This window comes from Streptomyces sp. NPDC002580, from assembly GCF_042889485.1.
Lineage (GTDB): Bacteria > Actinomycetota > Actinomycetes > Streptomycetales > Streptomycetaceae > Streptomyces.
Genome location: NZ_JBIAQZ010000008.1, coordinates 220,840 through 237,474 on the forward strand (window position 1 = coordinate 220,840; position 16,635 = coordinate 237,474).

At 73.0% G+C, this 16,635-nt stretch carries 12 protein-coding genes; 3 read left to right on the forward strand and 9 right to left on the reverse strand.

What is annotated here, in order from left to right; translation table 11 throughout:
* Positions 1-8: 8 nt before the first annotated feature.
* The 7 genes from ACFYW7_RS24925 to ACFYW7_RS24955 are packed head-to-tail and all read right to left on the reverse strand — an operon-like array spanning position 9 to position 9,106.
* Positions 9-653: a nitroreductase family protein gene (locus ACFYW7_RS24925; RefSeq protein WP_389505985.1), complete on the reverse strand. Its 645-nt coding sequence runs from the start codon at positions 651-653 to the stop codon at positions 9-11.
* Positions 650-1,594, reverse strand: a complete 945-nt coding sequence (locus ACFYW7_RS24930) for a hypothetical protein (RefSeq protein ID WP_389505987.1) — start codon at positions 1,592-1,594, stop codon at positions 650-652. Before ACFYW7_RS24930 ends, ACFYW7_RS24925 begins: the two co-directional genes overlap by 4 nt.
* Positions 1,591-2,571, reverse strand: a complete 981-nt coding sequence (locus tag ACFYW7_RS24935) for a ScbA/BarX family gamma-butyrolactone biosynthesis protein (protein WP_389505989.1) — start codon at positions 2,569-2,571, stop codon at positions 1,591-1,593. Before ACFYW7_RS24935 ends, ACFYW7_RS24930 begins: the two co-directional genes overlap by 4 nt.
* 10 nt (positions 2,572-2,581) lie before the next feature.
* Positions 2,582-3,526: a nucleoside-diphosphate kinase gene (locus ACFYW7_RS24940; RefSeq protein WP_389505991.1), complete on the reverse strand. Its 945-nt coding sequence runs from the start codon at positions 3,524-3,526 to the stop codon at positions 2,582-2,584.
* Positions 3,523-4,614: an SDR family oxidoreductase gene (locus ACFYW7_RS24945; RefSeq protein WP_389505993.1), complete on the reverse strand. Its 1,092-nt coding sequence runs from the start codon at positions 4,612-4,614 to the stop codon at positions 3,523-3,525. The genes ACFYW7_RS24940 and ACFYW7_RS24945 overlap by 4 nt, the downstream gene beginning before the upstream one ends.
* A 59-nt stretch (positions 4,615-4,673) precedes the next feature.
* A complete protein-coding gene (locus tag ACFYW7_RS24950; RefSeq protein ID WP_389505995.1) occupies positions 4,674-6,326 on the reverse strand; it encodes a hypothetical protein in 1,653 nt (550 codons plus the stop codon).
* The gene (locus ACFYW7_RS24955; protein ID WP_389505997.1) at positions 6,323-9,106 is read right to left on the reverse strand and encodes a phosphoenolpyruvate synthase; all 2,784 of its coding nucleotides are present in this window, start codon (positions 9,104-9,106) and stop codon (positions 6,323-6,325) included. The genes ACFYW7_RS24950 and ACFYW7_RS24955 overlap by 4 nt, the downstream gene beginning before the upstream one ends.
* Positions 9,107-9,596: 490 nt before the next feature.
* On the opposite strand from ACFYW7_RS24955, the gene ACFYW7_RS24960 reads away from it, so the two are divergent.
* Positions 9,597-11,498: an arabinofuranosidase catalytic domain-containing protein gene (locus ACFYW7_RS24960; protein ID WP_389505999.1), complete on the forward strand. Its 1,902-nt coding sequence runs from the start codon at positions 9,597-9,599 to the stop codon at positions 11,496-11,498.
* Between the two features lie 151 nt (positions 11,499-11,649).
* Positions 11,650-12,531, forward strand: a complete 882-nt coding sequence (locus ACFYW7_RS24965; protein WP_389506002.1) for a ribonuclease BN — start codon at positions 11,650-11,652, stop codon at positions 12,529-12,531.
* Positions 12,532-12,637: 106 nt separating this feature from the next.
* Here the strand turns inward: ACFYW7_RS24965 and ACFYW7_RS24970 are convergent, their stop codons facing one another.
* Both ACFYW7_RS24970 and ACFYW7_RS24975 read right to left on the reverse strand, forming a co-directional pair.
* The gene (locus tag ACFYW7_RS24970) at positions 12,638-13,453 is read right to left on the reverse strand and encodes a hypothetical protein (RefSeq protein WP_389506004.1); all 816 of its coding nucleotides are present in this window, start codon (positions 13,451-13,453) and stop codon (positions 12,638-12,640) included.
* A 145-nt stretch (positions 13,454-13,598) separates the two neighbouring features.
* Complete coding sequence (locus tag ACFYW7_RS24975; RefSeq protein ID WP_389506006.1) at positions 13,599-14,972, reverse strand: hypothetical protein; 1,374 nt, start codon at positions 14,970-14,972, stop codon at positions 13,599-13,601.
* Positions 14,973-15,203: 231 nt separating this feature from the next.
* Here ACFYW7_RS24975 and ACFYW7_RS24980 point away from each other — a divergent pair, with 231 nt between their 5' ends.
* Positions 15,204-16,598: an alkaline phosphatase PhoX gene (locus ACFYW7_RS24980; RefSeq protein WP_389506008.1), complete on the forward strand. Its 1,395-nt coding sequence runs from the start codon at positions 15,204-15,206 to the stop codon at positions 16,596-16,598.
* The last annotated feature ends 37 nt before the right edge of the window (positions 16,599-16,635 follow it).

Consider the following 16,635-nt stretch of genomic DNA (forward strand, 5'->3'; position numbering starts at 1 on the left):
CAGGCAGGTCAGGCGCCCTGCCAGCCGTCGTGGTGCAGGACCCGCTCCAGCGGCAGTCGTGGTCCCGGCCGGAACGTCGGGCGCAGCGGGTGGGCCGTCGGGAGCAGCGCGCCCTGGCGCACCGTGGGCGGCAGACCCAGGAGGTCGGCGACCTCCCGCTCGCGGTCCAGGTGGACCGAGGTCCAGGCGGTGACCAGACCCCGACTGCGGGCGGCCAGCGCGTAGTTCCAGGCCGCGGGCAGCAACGACCCCCACAGGCCTGCCTGGTTGCCCGTCGGCAGTTCCCCGTCGGGCACTTCGAGACAGGGGATCACCAGGACGGGCACCCGGTGCAGCCGGTCGGCCAGCGCCCGGGCGTCGGTGATCACGGTGCGTGCCGCCCCGGACGGCGCCGTCGGCCGCTCCGGTCGCGCGGCGTGGCGGTCGTGGAACGCGGCCCGGTACACCTCGGCGACGTCCGCGCGGATCTTCGGATCGGTGAGCAGGATCCAGCGCCAGTTCTGCCGGTTGTTTCCGCTCGGTGCCTGCAGGGCGACGCGCAGGCAGTCCTTCACCAGTTCCGGGTCCACCGCGCGGTCCAGGTCCAGGCCACGCCGTACACACCGCGTGGTGGTCAGCAACTCCTCGCAGGAAAGCCGCTGTTCGTCGGTCATGACGGCAGCACGGCCCGGACGGCCAGTCCGAGGTGGGTGGTCACGACGAAGGCGGTCGCCGCCGCCGTCGGGAACGGGCCACGCCCCGCGGCCAGGAACCGCCGGGTGCCCCAGGCGGGGAGGAGCAGGGCGGCACAGGGCAGCAGTCCCGACGGGCCCCGCGGGGCGAACAGCAGGATCTGGCAGCCGACGGCCCCGGCCGCGAGGCCCGCGGTGACCGCGGCGCTGCGTCGCGGTCCGAGGTCCGTCGAGTACAGGCGGGCTCCGGGGGGCGTCTCCCAGGCCGTCTTGCGGGCGAACTCGAAGTGCAGGAAGACACAGGCGCACAGGCCGAGCAGGACGGCACCGCGCCGGTCGGCGGCCACCGTCCCGGCCGCGACGAGGGATCCGTACACATAGCAGCCGAGCAGCACCTGCACCGGGTAGGTGACCGCCAGGTTGAGCAACTGCCGGTCGCGTACCGCGGATGAGCGCCGTTCCAGTACGGCGAGGAACAGCCCGTACGCGAGGGTGGCGAGGATCAGCAGGACCGCGGCGGTGGACAGGGCGGCGTTCAGGCCCGTCACCACCACGGTGATCAGCGTCATCGCGCCGCTCAGTTCACCCGCGATGATCGCCCCGGTGACGAGCGGCCGGTCGGGGTGGTGGACGCGGTCGTGGGCGAGGTCCTTGCGTTCGTCCAGCATCCGCAGGAACAGCAGCGCCAGGACGACGGTGACGACGCGCGCCCAGGTGGCGCCGGAGGGGCGCCAGACCGTGCCGGACGCGGCCGACGCCGAACCCTCGAGCGCGAGGACCCAGAGCAGTCCGTAGGTGGCGTAGAGGTGTGGCGTGAATCTGGTCAGCACGAAGCGGCCCAGCCTCGCGGGTACCCGCGAGACGGTGACGGCGGCCGTCGCCGGGGGCCGTCGGCCGGACGCGTGCCGGGGGGCCGGGCTCATGCGGCATCGTGGGCGGACGCCGGGAGGGCCCGTCCCCCGCCAGCCGGGTCCGGGTCGGCCAGTCTGATCCGGGCTTCGGCCGCCAGCCTGCCGGGCTGGCGCAGGGTGCACTCGATGTCGGCTCCGGGCACGACCGGAGCGGTCCGGCACTCCAGAGGCAGGTCCATCTCGGCGAAGTGGCGGAACCGCGCGGCCAGGGCGACCGGCAGGGCGGTGGAGGCGCGGACGGTGCCGGCCTCGGCCGCCGCGCGCAGGGCCAGTTGACGGAATGCCTCCAGTTCCAGCATGCCGGGCACATGGTCCACCCAGTGGTCGTAGAGGGTCGGGTGCGTCGTCTCGGCGATCAGGCGTGCCGTGCGGGCGCCGTCGTTCGCGGTGCGCGGCGGTGAGATGACCGTGTTGACGGGGGTGCGCCGGCCGACGAGGGCGGGCTCGACGCGGGGTCCGCGCAGCGCGACGGGCACCTCGGGCAGGCCGAGCGTGCCGCGTTGCACCGACCGCAGCTTCGTCCAGTCCCGCGGGGGCATCCAGGAGTAGGTGATGTGGGCCAGCAGGGCCACGTGCGCGCCGACGGTCAGGGTGAACCGCAGCCGCAGGCCCGTCAGTCCGGTCCGGCCGCGGAAGCGGCGCTCGACGCGGGTGGTGATGAGCGCTTCGGTGGGTCGGTCGTCGCGGGTGGGCGCGGCGGGGTCCGGCACCTCGAACTCGACCGCTCGCAGCAGGAACTTGTGGCCCAGGGGGACGTCGAGGTAGCGGTGGGCCACCACGAAGATGCCCTGCCGGCAGGCCTCCAGCAGCATGAGGGGGTCATGGTGGGTACGGGGGGTCAGGCTGTCGTCGTAGAAGGCGTGGCGGCGGGGAAGCCGCGCGGCCAGCAGCAGCTCGTCCTCGTCGTGGCGTTCGGTGTCGGTCAGGAAGACCTCCGCGACCGCGGAGCGGTGCACCAGTTCCTTGGGGAGTGTCCGGGTGAACTGCATGGGCCGCTCCTCAGCTCGGGGTGGCGCGGACGGTTTCCAGGTGACGGCGCCAGGCGCTCGCGTCGGCCCCGTCGAGGACGGGTGCGCGGCCGGGTTCTCGCATGGGGAGCACCTGGGAGCCGACGATGACGGTGTCCCAGGGGTCGAGGTCGATGCCCCGGTCCCACGCGGTCTCCAGGAGCGTGCGCGGGGTGGCCGTGGGGTCGGCGCCCCGGTGCCGGGAGACGGCGTCGCGCAGTCGGGCGACGGCGGGGTCGAGGGCGAGGTCCCGCTGCTCGGTGCGGGCGTACAGCCGGCCGGTCAGCTCCAGGGCGTCCGCGGTGCGGTCCTCGTCGGCGAGGGCCGAGCGGAACAGGCGCTCGCGTGCGGAGGCGTCGAAGTGGACGGCCAACTCCCTTAGGACGTCGGCCGGTTCGTCGGGTGTGTGGGCCAGGTTCAGCAGGTAGCTGTAGTTGCCGAGGAGGTGGCGGAGCTGGCCGGGCCGCCGGGCGCCTGGGTCGGTGGGGCCCTTGAGCCGGGTGAGTTCGACCGAGGCGGGGATGTCCGGGTCGTGGTCGGGGCGGACCAGCAGGACCAGGGCGTCGGCGTCCTCCAGGAAGAGCGCGGCCAGGCGCCTGCGGTACGGGGTGGCGAGGTTCCACTGGAAGTACCACAGGGAGCGGATCATGGTGCGGGTCAGCCGGGTGACGGCCGCTCCGACGATCCGGTAACCCCGGTCGCTCAGCCAGTCCACGGCCGCGCCGAGTCTCCGGGCGACTACGGCGTCCGGTTTCAGCAGCAGCGCCGCGTGCCGGTGGGCGAAACCGGTGATGTCGTCGGTGAGGGCGGCGAGTTGTCCGTGGCTCTCCTGGTAGTAGGTGTCGGCGCCGTACAGCGCCCGCTTGTCGGGGTTAAGGGTGAGCAGCGGGGAGACGGGGATGCCGTGCGTGGGCTCCGCGAGGTGGGCGAGGGTCATCGGTGGGTGCTCCCGTCGGGTCGGGCGGCGGCCGGCCGGGTGCGCGGGGCCGGGCCGAGGTAGCCGGTCGCGAGGCAGTGGCCGAGGAGGCGGCGCAGGTAGGGCCGGGCGCCCGTGGGGGCCGGCCTGCGGCCGAGGAGCGCGGCCCGGGTGTCGTCGAAGCGGATCCGGCGCCGGAAGTAGGTGGCGTACAGGGAGACGACGCGGTCGTAGTAGGGGCGTTCATGGTCGGGCAGGTCCGCGGCGGCGAAGGCGGACGGGGGGACGAACCGGGGTACCCGGAGGGACGGGTACTCGGCGAGGACGTCGGAGATGTCCCGCAGGGTCAGCTCGTGGCCGACGGCGTGCAGGGTGTGGCCCGCGACGTCCTGGAAACGGGTGGCGGCCCCGGTCACCAGGTCGGCGACGCGGTCCACCGGAACGAGGTCGAGGACGGCGTCGTGGTGGCCGGGCACGGTGCGCAGCAGGCCCCTGGTCAGGACCCGGAGCACGGGGTAGATGGTCTTGAGGTCACGGACGCGGCCGGTGCGGGAGTCGCCGGTGACGACGGTCGGGCGCACCACGGTCACGGGCAGGCCGTCCGCCGCGGCCTTGCGGACCAGGGTCTCGGCGGCCAGTTTGCTCTTCTCGTAGCCGTTGCCGGGGCGTTGGCCGACGTCGAGTTCGTCCTCGCGGGCGATGCCGTCGCGTTCCCCGCACACGTAGGCGGTGCTGACGTGGACGAGCGGGGTGCGGCCGGACACGGCGAGGTCGAGGAGGTGCCGGGTGCCGTCGACGTTGACGCGGTCGTACCGGTTGTCCGGCAGTCCGAAGTCGGTGACGGCGGCGCAGTGCACGATCCTGTCGGCGGCCGCCGCGACCCGTCGGTCGTCGTCGCTCAGGCCGAGGCCGGGGCGGGTGATGTCGCCGGTGATCCGGGTCAGGGTGCCGGGACCGGGGGTCAGCCTTCTGCCGTTGTTGCGGACGAGGTCGCCGTTGCGGTGGGTCAGCGCGAGCACGGTGTGGCCCACGGCAGTGAGCCGGGCGGTCACCTCGGTGCCCACGTGACCGCTGGCGCCGGTCACCAGGACCGTCATCGGATCGGACATGAGGGGATCCTCCGCGCGGTAGGTCGGGTCGGTGTTGTCCGGGGCCGGATCGGGGGCCGTCACAGGGCCTGGTGCGGCTGGGCTCCGTTCCCCGCCAGCAGGTCGCGGGCTTCCTCGATGGGCAGCTCCGCACCGAGGTGGGCGCCGAGGCGCAGCCAGTCGTGGCCGAGGCGCAGGGTCGCCCGCCAGGAGTCCGCGGAGTCGAAGGAGAGCGGGAAGGAGTCGGATCCCTGGGCGCCGCGTACCAGGGAGATGTAGGAGCGCAGCTCCGCGAGGAGGGCGTCCCCGTCGTCCGCCGAGTCCACGCCGCGCAGCAGCAGTTCCCCGGCGCGCGCCCCGATCGCCCTGGGGCCGGGCGGCAGCAGGTCGGTGCGGCGTACGAGGTCCGAGTCGGCCGGCAGCGGGTGGACGCCGTGGGCGCTGGCCAGTCCGCGCAGGGCGGCGTGCACGGCGCGGCGGGCGGTGAGTTCGGCGACCCGCCACTGGCCGCGGCGCAGGGCGCCGGTCAGATCCTCGACGGCGTTCTCCACGACCACGTTGGACCACACCAGGGCCATGGCGGCGGCGGCGAACCGGTCGGCGGGCAGGGGCATCAGATCGACGGCGCGGGGCCCGCCGACGGTCGCGCCGCGCACCGACAGCAGCGGCCGCGCGGCGGAGGGCGGCGGGGTGACGGGGCCGGGCGGGGCGGCGAGCGGCAGCGCGGGAGCGACGGTGCCGCCGCCCTTCCAGGCGAGGCGGACCAGCCCGTAGCGCAGGAAGGCGGCGAGCAGCCGGCCGGAGTCGGTGACGCCGGTGTCGGCGGCGTCGGCCAGTACCCGGGACAGCGACCGCCCGAGGACGAGGGAGCGCCAGACCGCTCCGGCGTCGTCGCCCAGGGCGAACACGTCGCGCCGGCCGCGGATCACATGGACCCGCTCCCCGATCTGCCAGGTGGTGACCGCGGCCCTGCGTTCGACGGTGAGCCGCTCCGGTTTCCGGGGCAGGCGGCTGAGTCCGAGCTCCTCGGCGAAGTCGAGGCAGGCGGTCAGGTGGTCCTGGACGGCCGCGGTGTCGTCGGCGCCGGGCATGGCCGCTTCCAGTTCCCAGTAGCGGTCGCGTACGTCCGTCCGGCCGGTCCGGTCCAGTTGCATGGACAGCCACTTGGGTTCGAGGTAGGTCTCCCCCAGGTCTGCCGCCCAGGACTTGACGCTCTGCACGAGTCCCGCGCGGGTCCAGTCGGCGGCCTCGGCGCTCTCCCCGAGGCACAGCAGGGCCGTCGCGTGCCGCAGGGACTGACGGGCCCGGTGCGCCCACCAGTCGGCGGTGATCCGGCGGAACCGCTCGGCGGGCAGCGCGGCCTTCACCTCGGCTATCAGGGGGTGGCCGCGCAGCGGGTGGCTGTGCAGGATCCGCTGGCAGCGGTTGAGGAGATCCTCGGAGAGCCGGCCGGGCCGGGCGGCGCCCGCCTCCACCGCCCTCAACTGTTCGGCGAGTTGACGCACCGAGCGGGTGCGGATCTCCACCCGCCGGCCGTCCACGAACAGGAGGGAGGGCATGGTCGGCAGGTCGGCCTCGGAGCGGCCGACGAGCAGGAAGTCGATGTCGGAGGAAGGGTTGCCGAATCCCTCCGCGATGGAGCCCTCCAGGGTCACGGCCCAGTCGGGACCGTGGGGCAGTTCGGCGAGGGACTTGTCGAGCAGGTCCTGGAGCCGGTCCTCGGTGAGGATCACTGGGGTGTCTCCGTTCGGGGGCGGTCCGGAGCGGCGGGCGGGCTGTCGCCGGGCGGGTCGGCGAGTACGGTGACCGTCCCGGCGGCCCCGTCGACGCGCAGCCTGGCGCCGGTGCGGATCTCGGTGGTGGCGCCCTTGACCTGGACCACCGTCGGGATTCCCAACTCCCTCGCCACGACGGCTACATGGGTGAGCGGGCTGCCGCGCTCGATGACGAGCGCGGCGGCCGTGGGCAGCGCGGTCACCCAGCCCGGGTCGGTGCGGTAGGCGAGCAGGATGCCGCCGCCGATGTCGCGCGGGGTGTCGGTGACCGTGGCAAGGCCCTCGGCGACGCCGGGGCAGCAGGGGACGCCGCGCAGTTCGCGGGCACCGCTGGGGGCGGCCGGACCGCTGCTCCAGCCGGCCCGTTCCAGGTTGCCGGACCAGTACGGGGCGCCGCGCGTGGTGAAGCGGGAGGGGGCGTGCAGTTCGGCGTCGGCGGCCAGTCGTCGGCGGCGCAGCGCGACCAGGTCCCGCACTTCGGTGTGGGCGATCGTGCCCTCGTAGGCGCCGAGGACCTCCTCCAGGCGCAACATGAACACGTCGTCCCAGGCGTCGACGGCCCCGGCGCGCGCCAGGTCGCGGCCGATGCCGCGCAGCATGCGTTTGGCCGCTCCGAAGGCGCGGGTGCGGCAGAACCTCAGCCGTTCCCGGTCGGCGAGTGCTGTCCGGGCCTTGTTCCGCACCCGCTCGTACACGAATCGGCGCGGTCCGCGCAGGTGCTCGTCGAGGTGGGCGTCGGCCTCTCCGCCGCGGTCGGGCTCGCTCTTCTCCGTGGTGTCCGGGAGTGCGGCGCGCAGCAGGGTGAACACGCCTGCCGGGTTCTCGTGCAGGTCGGGGACCTCCAGCTTGAGTTCGTCGGGGCTGCGGTAGCCGTATGCGGCGGTGTACGCGTCGACGGCGGCGAGGAACCGGGTGTGGCCGGCGTCGCGCAGTGCCGCGTGGGTCTCGGAGTCGGGGGTGTGTTCCAGCAGGTGGCGGATCCCGGTGTCGGCGCGGGCCTGTGCGGCCAACTCGCGCAGGGCCCACACCGGTTCGGCGGACTCCACCGCGCCGCGCGGGGCCGCGGCGGCCCAGGTGAACCACTCGGGCGCCTCCGGGAGCCATCGGCGGGTGAGCAGGGCGAGGAGTCCGACGGAGAGCAGGATCGTCGCGTCCAGGGTCTGCAGGGGACCCCATTTCTCGATGAGTTCCCGTTGCAGCCGCCGAAATCGACGGCAGGTCTCGTCGCCGGGCAGTGCGTCGTAGTCGACCTTGTTGAATACCTCGTACGCCCGATAGAAATCTCGGTGAAACATTTCCATGGATTTCCGCACGGTGAGGAATCTCCAGGCGAAGATCACCGTGCGCCGCAGGCGGGAGAGCCGACTGCGCGGCCCGGACCGGGGTGCGAACGGATGGAGCGTGTCGGCGAGCTCGTCGGAAATGCTCTCGGTGACGCCGAGGGATTTCTCCAGCACGCGCCGGTTGAGCGGGTACAGAGGAGCGAGGCGCACCATGCGGTACCAGTGGAACAGGTTGTAGTAGACCCGCCCGTGGACATAGCCGAGCAGGTACGGAGTCCACTCGCGGACCTCGCGCAGTCGCTCGCCCCGGACGCCCAGGGCGCGGGCGTAGCTGTCGTACACCTTCGCGTAGGTGTCGGCGGCGAAGCTGTAGGTGAGCGGGGAGACCACTCCGCTGAAGCTCTCGATGATGTTGGAGTTGTCCCAGAGCCGCGGCTCTCCGCCGAGACCGCCCGGCGCGGGGCCGGTGGCCCGGGGGTGGGCGGTGACCGCGGCGAGGGTGGTGACCGGGCGGCTCTGCAGGATCCAGAGGGTGTCCCCGGCGATGGCCCACTCGATGTCCTGGGGGGCTCCGTAGTGGGCGGTGACGCGGACCCCGGTCTCGTGCAGCCGGGAGAGGTCGGCGGCGGTCAGGGACAGTGCGGCGCGGTCCGCGTCGGCGACCGGTGACACCTGGCAGCCGGATCCCGGTCCGGCGTCGTAGCGCTCCCGTTTGTCGCCGATCACCGTGGTCAGGGGCTCCCCGGTGGCGGCGTCGAGGACGACGGTGTCGGCGTCGACCGCGCCGGAGACCAGCCCCTCCCCCAGTCCGTGGACGGCGCTCACGACATGGCGGTCGGCGCGGCCGGTCATCGGGTCGGCGGTGAAGAGCACGCCGCTGCGCTCGGCGGCCACCATGCGCTGGACGACGACGGCGACGCCACCGGGGTTGGGCGGCAGCCGGCGCTGGGCGCGGTAGTTCAGGGAGCGCTCGGAGAATCCCGAGGCCCAGCAGCGCCGGACGTGGGCGATGACCTCGTCGAGTCCGCGGATGTTGAGGTAGCTGTCGAACTGGCCGGCGAACGAGTGCCGTGCGCCGTCCTCCTGCGCGCCGGACGACCGGACGGCCACCGCGCCGCCGCCGGCCAGCCCGTAGGCCAGCCCGATGGCGTCCACGACGCGGTCGTCCATCGGCGCGGTCTCGATCAGCCGGGCGATCTCGGCGGCGGCCCGCCGGGCCCCTGGCCCGCCGCGGGAGAGCAGGCGGGCCAGGGGCTCGTCGAGCCCGCCGCCGCGCCGGAATTCCGCGAATACGTCCAGCCCGATGATCGACCAGCGTGGTACTTGAAATCCGGAAAGGGTCAGGGCGTGCAGGTTCTTCCCCTTTCCACCGGCCCATTCGGCGGTCAGGGATTCGTCACTGGACGGCGTGAGGACGTTCGGGGACCGCCGTTCGGATCCCGTGGTGGGCGACAACGTGTTTCCCCTCCATGGGTGTTACTCGGCCTCGACCGAGAGTTTCACAGGGGGCAGTTCAAAAACACTCGGGCCGAGCGGAGGGGGCACTTTTCGGTCGTCGTCGCCTTTTCAATTTCCGACGGCCTCATCGGGGTTCACGACCACCGCGGAGAGCGGGGGCGACGGAGGATCCGGCCACGACGGGAGGACCGGCCGCCGGGAGCCGCGCCGGTGGTGGTCGGCGACAACCGTCGGCACCACCGCGTACGCCCGGGTCCGCGCAGGCACCCCGGGCGCGGAGGAGGCATCGGCGGGACGGGCCCCCACGCCTGCCGCGGGCCACCCAAAGCCACACGTTCGGACATCGAGAAGGGTAGACAAAAAAGAAAAGCAACAAATATTGACGCAATCGACCAGCGCGCGTAACTTCCGTCACAGTCGCCAGGCAGCCTGAACTCGGCTGTCCTGAGGGCGAGTTGTAGCTCCACCCTCCACCCTGGGAGCACACATGCGCAGAAGAAGATCTGCCTCCTCGCGTCTCTTCCCCTCCCCGGCGGCCGGGCCGGTACCCCGACCACGCCGACCGCGGCACGCCCTGCTCTGCGTCGCCGCCGCCCTCGGTCTCCTGGTGACCTTCCTGGTCGGTCTGCCCGGCGTCGCCCAGGCGGCGGGATCGGGACCCTGCGACATCTACGCCGCCGCAGGCACCCCGTGCGTCGCCGCCCACAGCTCCACCCGCGCGCTCTTCTCGGCGTACAACGGCCCGCTCTACCAGGTGACCCGCGCGTCCGACGGCGCGACCACCGGCATCGGGCCGCTGTCGGCCGGCGGCTACGCCAACGCCGGCCGGCAGGACACCTTCTGCGCGAACAGCACGTGCAGCATCTCCGTCGTGTACGACCAGACGTCCCGCCACAACGACCTGTTCCCGGGTCCGGCGGGCACGGCCGGAATGGGTGCCGACCGAGGCGCGGACGCCGGTGAGCTGTCGGTCGTCGCGGGCGGCCACAAGGTGTACGGGATCTGGATCTCCCCCGGCGTCGGCTACCGCTCGCACGGTGCCGCGTCGGGCACCGCCGTGAACGGACAGCCGGAAGGCGCCTACATGGTCGCCAGCGGTACCCACGTCGGCTCCGCCTGCTGCTTCGACTACGGCAACGCCGAAGCCACGCCCGCCGACACGGGCAACGGCCACATGGACGCCGTGTCCATCGCCACCACCTGCTACTTCGCCCCCTGCAGCGGCTCCGGCCCCTGGGTCGAGGCCGACCTGGAGAACGGCATGTTCCAGGGCGACAACGGCTCCAACACCGCGAACAAGGGCAACAGCAGCACGTACGTGACGGCCGTCCTCAAGAACAACGGGCAGACCACCTACGCGCTCAAGGGAGGCAACTCCCAGTCGGGCGGCCTGACGACCTGGTGGGACGGGGCCCTGCCCTCTCGGGGCGGCTACCGGCCGATGCGGCAGGAGGGCGGCATCATCCTGGGCACCGGCGGCGACAACAGCAACTGGAACATGGGGACCTTCTTCGAGGGCGTCATGGTCTCCGGCTATCCGACCGACGCGGCCGAGAACGCCGTGCAGACGAACATCGTCTCGGTCGGCTACTCCGGCCAGACCAACGTCCCGAACGGCCCGCAGGGCACGATCACCGGCCCCGGCAACCAGTGCGCCGACGTCGCCGCGGACGACACCGGGGTGAACGGCACCGCCGTACAGCTGTGGAACTGCCAGTCCTACGCCGAGGACCAGCACTGGACCCACAACGCCAACGGCTCCCTCGTCACCATCGGCCGCTGCCTGGACGTCATCGGCAACGGCACCGCCAACGGCACCCAGGTCGAGCTGTGGGACTGCAACGGGGTCGGAGGCCAGAAGTGGGTGCAGCGCGCCGACGGCTCGCTGTTCAACCCCCAGTCGGGCCGCTGCCTCGACTCTCCCGACGGCGCCACCGCGAACGGCACCCGCCTGCGGATCTGGGACTGCAACGGATCGGCCGCCCAGAAGTTCACCGTCGCCGCGGGCGCGCCCGTCATCGGTCCGGGCGGCACCTGCGCCGACGTCGCCGGGGACGACAACGGGTCCAACGCCACCGCCGTACAGCTGTGGTCCTGCCAGTCGTACGCGGTCGACCAGCACTGGTTCCACAGCTCGGACGGCCGGCTGCACACCCTGGGCCGCTGCCTCGACATCAACGGCGACGGCACCGCCAACGGCACCCAGGTGGAGCTCTGGGACTGCAACGCGGCCGGCGGTCAGGTCTGGCAGCAGCAGGCCGACGGCTCACTGCTCAACCCGCAGTCCGGCCGCTGCCTCGACGCCCCCGACGGCGCCACCGCCAACGGCACCCGCCTGCGGATCTGGGACTGCAACGGATCGGCCGCCCAGAAGTTCGCCCTCGGCTGACGCCACCTCAGGGAACCCCGCACCCGGCCGGACGCTCCCCGTCCGGCCGGGTGCGCCCGGGCCGTCCGCCGTCGAGATCCACCGGAGGCGTGCCGCTACGACACCCCCTGCGGGCTGTCGGCGAGGGCTCCATCCGTGATAAGCGACCTGCATGCCCAAGAAGGCTCCGCCCGACCCCGACCCCGAACTCGATCCCGACCACGGCCCCCACGAACGCGGGCCCGTGTCCGCACGGCTGGTCCGCGTCCTGCGCGACTCGCCCGCCGGCCGGGGCTGGCGACGGAGCAGGGAGATCGAGCTGGGCCAGCGGTCGCTGGGCTTCGCGGCGCTCGGATTCCTCACCCTGGTCCCCCTCCTGGTCGTCGTCTCCGCCGCCGATCCGGCGCACGGGCGGGGCTTCGCCGAATGGCTGGGGGACGGGCTCGGTGTGTCCAGGGCCGCCCGGCTGCAGGTCGCGCAACTGTTCGCGCGGCCCGGCCAGGTACTGCAGACCACGACCGCCTTCGGTCTCGCGGCGCTCGCCGTCTTCGGCCTCAGCTTCGGCGCGGCGGTACAGACCGGCTACGAGAAGATCTGGGACCTGGCTCCGGCCCGCTGGTACGCGAGATGGCGCCAGGTGGTGTGGCTCGCCGTCCTCGTCGGAACTCTCTACGTGACCGCGACGACCACACTGTGGCGTCACTCTGCGGCCGGAACACTGACAGCGACGCTGAGCGCCGTCCTGTTCTTCTGGTGGTCCCAGTGGATGCTGCTCGGGGGAGGCATCGCCTTGGGCGCCCTGTTGCCCGGCGCGGTCCTGACGGCGCTCGGGCTGCTCGGGCTCCGGGGGTTCTCGCGTCTCGTCTTCTCCCCCCTGATCGCGTCCAGCGCGGTCACCTACGGCCCCTTCGGCACCGTGCTGGTCGTCCAGTCCTGGTTGGTCGGTGTGGGCGTCGTCGTCTTCGGCGGCGCGATGCTGGGACGGCTGGTGCACGAGGAACTCCCCACCGCGAGCCAGGCGTTGAAGCGACGCACCCGGCATCGGGGGCGGTGACGGCGGGCGGCCGCTGCCGGACGACACCGCGTGCCGAAGGCCGGAACAGCGGGCGAAGCCTCAGGTCGGCCGTCGGCCGGTGCCACAAAGGCCGCCGCACGCCACGTCAGCCGGAGCGGCTGGGCTCGGCGTCGAGTCGCCCGTCCGACGGCGATGCCGGGGAGGGGTCCCGGTCCCAGCGCAGGGCGAGAACGGTGACGGGTATCGCCGTCGCCGCGCAGAGGACCACCGTCATGACGGCGGACGTCCAGGTGTCCCAGAGCCGGCCCGCGCACATCGCGCTGAGGACCGGCAGGACCGCCACACCGAAGAGTTGCACCTTGCCGAACGAGATCCGCGCCACGACGGGTTTCCCCACGGCGAGCCGCCGCGCCCGCCGGACGCCGCCGAACGCCGCTACGAAGGACAGGACCGCCGACCAGACGGCGACCAGGGCGAACCCGACGAACACGCTGGGCATCTCGTCCGGCAACCCGTCGAGCGTCTCGCGGACCCCGTCCTGGCCGACGGACACGTCGACGTTCCGCCAGGTGGTGACGTCCACCTCCTCGCCGGGCTCGATGAGTTCCGACAGGTCGCCGTACTCGTCGAGGTCCATGGGCTGATCGGCGGGAGCCGGAACAGGCTGCCTGAGCCGCACCCGGAAGACCGTCGCCTTGCCGCTCTTGGCCTTCTCGGCCGACAGGACCGTGCCATGGATCGTGCGCAGGCAGTCGGACGGGTCCCGGCCCGCGGCCGCCGCCGCGCTTCCGCACGGCCGGGCGTCCAGGAACGCCCGTTCCGTGGCGATCCGTCCGGGAACGGCGGCGCCCAGTCCCCCGGCCACCGCCAGCAGGGCTGTGCCGAGCAGGGCCATGGCCGCCGCTCGCCGCCACTCCCGCCGTCGTATCCGCTCCGGCGCCCGCGTGTCCACCGTCCGCACAACCACTCCCAAGTTCCCGGCGTTCGGGCATCAGTCAGTCAGACCCCGGTGATCATCGGCAGGTCACGCCCCGGAACACAGAACCCCCGCGGGACTGCCGGTCACCGGCAACGACGGATCCGGATCCGGGCCGGCCCCGCCCGGATCAGCCGGAGTTGTACCCCCACCGGGCATTGCCGTCCCTGCCCATGAAGCACTTCGCGGGCCGCCCGTCGGCGGTGGTCGTGACGGCGCCGACGGGCGAGCAGTACTGTCCGAATCCGATGCCGGACTGCCCTCCGGTGCCGCCGGTGGTACCGCCCGAAGTCCCGGATGAACCACCGGAGGAAGCACCACCGCCTGAAGTGCCGCCCGACGTGCCGGAACCGCTGGTGCCACCGGTACCCGGCTTCGACTCGGACCTGGACTTCGGTTTCGGCTTCGGCTTCGGCTTCGGCTTCGGGCTGGGCTTGGCACAGGGGTCTCCGGGGCCGATCAGCCACAGGCCGGTCGGGATGGGCAGCGCGTCCTCGCGGCCGGGCTCCGGGTCCTGCCGGCACACCCGCCAGTCGTCCACGTCGTGCGACGAGCCGTCCAGGTACCGACCCGTGTGGGCGTGCCGGCGGGCCGGGTAGTCGATGCCCACGCCCGCGAGGACCTGTGCGGCCTCGTCGAACCTCTTCCCGACGACGTCCGGCACGACGGCCCGCCGCGGGTCGAGTGCCCTCGCCGGGCACGTCTCCTTCTCCGGGACCGCGTAGAGCGTCAGCGTGCCGGTGGCCGGGCGGGCCGTCGCACCACGGGACGGTGTCTGGAAGCAGACTCTCCACCCGGACTCCGAGGCCCTCACCGGCCGGTGGGCCGAGGAGGCATCGGTCGTCGTCACCGTCCGCCAGGACTGGCGTCGGGCGTGCGCGACGGCCGTGCCGAGCGTCTTTCCCCTGAAGTCCGACACGCTGACGGAGACGGCCCCCGCCCGGGCGGGCGTCTCGTGCCCCGCCCCCCAGACGGCGGCGGCCGTCGCCACCGCGACGAAGGAGGCGAGAACGGGGCGTCTGCGGGCCCATGCCGACAACCGGGCCGCACGGCGGGGTCGGGGGGAGGAGCCGGCGGACAGGAGTTCTGCCGTCTCCCCGAGGAGTTCCCCCAGGCTCGGATCGTCGCCGGAGGACACCGGCACCGCCGTTCCGGTCCCCCGCAGGAGCTTGCCGGACACGTCGATCACCGACCCCCACACGGTGATCCGCCGCCCGTTCGCGGACACGTCCACGCGGGAGGCGGCCCCGTACGCGGGGCGCAGGATCACCAGCGGCCGCGCGACCCGCGCGGGCGCCTCCCCGTTCAGGAGAATCAGCGCGTCCTCGGTGAGCGCCGCGTACCCGAGCCCTTGGTGGTAGAGCGCGAGCACCCGTTCCCGGGGGCCGAGCGCCCGGAGCAGGGCGTGTGCCTTGCCCAGGGGAAGGGGGACGACCTCGCGGGCGGCCACGTCGGCGGTGCGCGGGTCGTCACGCAGCGGACGCGGCCCGGCGGTTGGGGACATAGGCGGAGAATAGCCGCCGCCGGTCTTCGGCCACGCACCGCTCCCCCTCCCGATGCAGGGCCGTGACCTGCACAGACGATGCCGTCGTCGCGCCCCTTCGGTAACCGTGCCCACGGCCACGCGAGTCCGGAGGCACGAGTGACCCCGATGACGGGAGTGGTTCCGGCGACCTCCCCCGCGTGATACACACAGCTGGGTCACAGTCCTGTCCGCCAACAGGAAGGTCGCCCCATGCCCGAGAACACCCCCTCCACGACAAGACGACAGATGATCGCTCGCACGGCGGCGTTGGGCGGTTCCCTCGCCTTCGCGGGAAATCTCTCGGAACTGTTCGCGGGAACCGCCGCCGCGCAGACCCTCGGCCACCGCGGCTACGGCCCGCTGCTCCCCGACCCGGACGGTCTGCTCGACCTCCCGGAAGGCTTCCGCTACCGCGTCCTGTCCCGCGAGGGCGACCCGCTCCGCTCCGGCGAGGGTCCGGTGCCCAGCAACCACGACGGGATGGCCGCCTTCGCCGGGCGGTCCCGGGACGGCAGGCGCCTCGTCCACCTGGTCCGCAATCACGAGAACCGCGTCACCGCGAAGATCCCCGTCCCCACCGTCGAAGGCCTCACCTACGACCCGGCGGGCAAGGGCGGGTGTACGGCCCTGACACTGGACCGGCGGGGGAACGTCCTGTCGGAGCGCGTCGCCGTCGCCGGCACCGCGGTCAACTGCGCCGGTGGGCCCACGCCTTGGGGAACGTGGCTGACGTGCGAGGAGACCGAGGACAAGGCCGGGACCAACGGCTACACCAAGGACCACGGCTTCGTCTTCGAGATCGATCCGGCGGACCCGCGTCGGACCGGTGCCGTACCTCTCACGGCCATGGGGCGCTTCCAGCACGAGGCGATCGCCGTCGACCCGGAACGGGGCGTGGTCTACGAGACCGAGGACGCGTTTCTCGCGCCCTTCGGCCTCTTCTACCGCTTCCTGCCCGACAGGCCGCGAGGCGGGACGGGTTCACTGCGCGCCGGAGGCCGGCTCCAGGCCATGCGCGTCCCCGGTGTCCCGGACCTCTCCTCCGTCCAGGAGATCGGCACGGCGTTCCACGGCGTCGAATGGGTGGACGTGCCGGATCCACTGGCCACCACGACACCCGTCCGTCTCCAGGACTTCGGACCCAAGGGCATCACGCACGCGCAGAAGCTGGAGGGCTGCTACTGGGGCGGCGCCTGCGTGTACTTCGTCTGCTCCTTCGCCCGGGGCGCCGACGGATCCTCGGCCGACCACTACGGCCAGATCTGGCGGTACGACCCGTCGGCACGCCGGCTCACCCTCGTGATCGCCTTCGGCCCCGACACCGACGTCCAGCTGCCCGGCGAATCCCCGGACAACATCTGCCTCGCCCCCGGCGGCGGTCTCATGGTCTGCGAGGACGGCAACGGCGCCCAGCACGTCTTCGGCGTGACACGGCGCGGAGAGGTCTACGCCCTGGCCCGCGGCGCCCAGAACATCGGCAGCCCCGAAGCCCCGGAGTGGGGCGAGTTCGCGGGCGTCACGTTCTCCCCGGACGGCGAGACGATGTACGTGAACTGCTACACGCCCGGAACGACGTTCGCGGTGACGGGTCCCTGGCGCGGCTAGGTTCCGGTCGCGGAACCGGCGACAGCCCGCCCCGCCC

Excerpts from the sequence above, each read along its gene's own strand:
- ACFYW7_RS24925 (WP_389505985.1), bottom strand. The coding sequence starts at position 653 with ATGACCGACGAACAGCGGCTTTCCTGCGAGGAGTTGCTGACCACCACG.
- ACFYW7_RS24930 (WP_389505987.1), bottom strand. The coding sequence starts at position 1,594 with ATGAGCCCGGCCCCCCGGCACGCGTCCGGCCGACGGCCCCCGGCGACG.
- ACFYW7_RS24935 (WP_389505989.1), bottom strand. The coding sequence starts at position 2,571 with ATGCAGTTCACCCGGACACTCCCCAAGGAACTGGTGCACCGCTCCGCG.
- ACFYW7_RS24940 (WP_389505991.1), bottom strand. The coding sequence starts at position 3,526 with ATGACCCTCGCCCACCTCGCGGAGCCCACGCACGGCATCCCCGTCTCC.
- ACFYW7_RS24945 (WP_389505993.1), bottom strand. The coding sequence starts at position 4,614 with ATGTCCGATCCGATGACGGTCCTGGTGACCGGCGCCAGCGGTCACGTG.
- ACFYW7_RS24960 (WP_389505999.1), top strand. The coding sequence starts at position 9,597 with ATGCGCAGAAGAAGATCTGCCTCCTCGCGTCTCTTCCCCTCCCCGGCG.
- ACFYW7_RS24965 (WP_389506002.1), top strand. The coding sequence starts at position 11,650 with ATGCCCAAGAAGGCTCCGCCCGACCCCGACCCCGAACTCGATCCCGAC.
- ACFYW7_RS24975 (WP_389506006.1), bottom strand. The coding sequence starts at position 14,972 with ATGTCCCCAACCGCCGGGCCGCGTCCGCTGCGTGACGACCCGCGCACC.
- ACFYW7_RS24980 (WP_389506008.1), top strand. The coding sequence starts at position 15,204 with ATGCCCGAGAACACCCCCTCCACGACAAGACGACAGATGATCGCTCGC.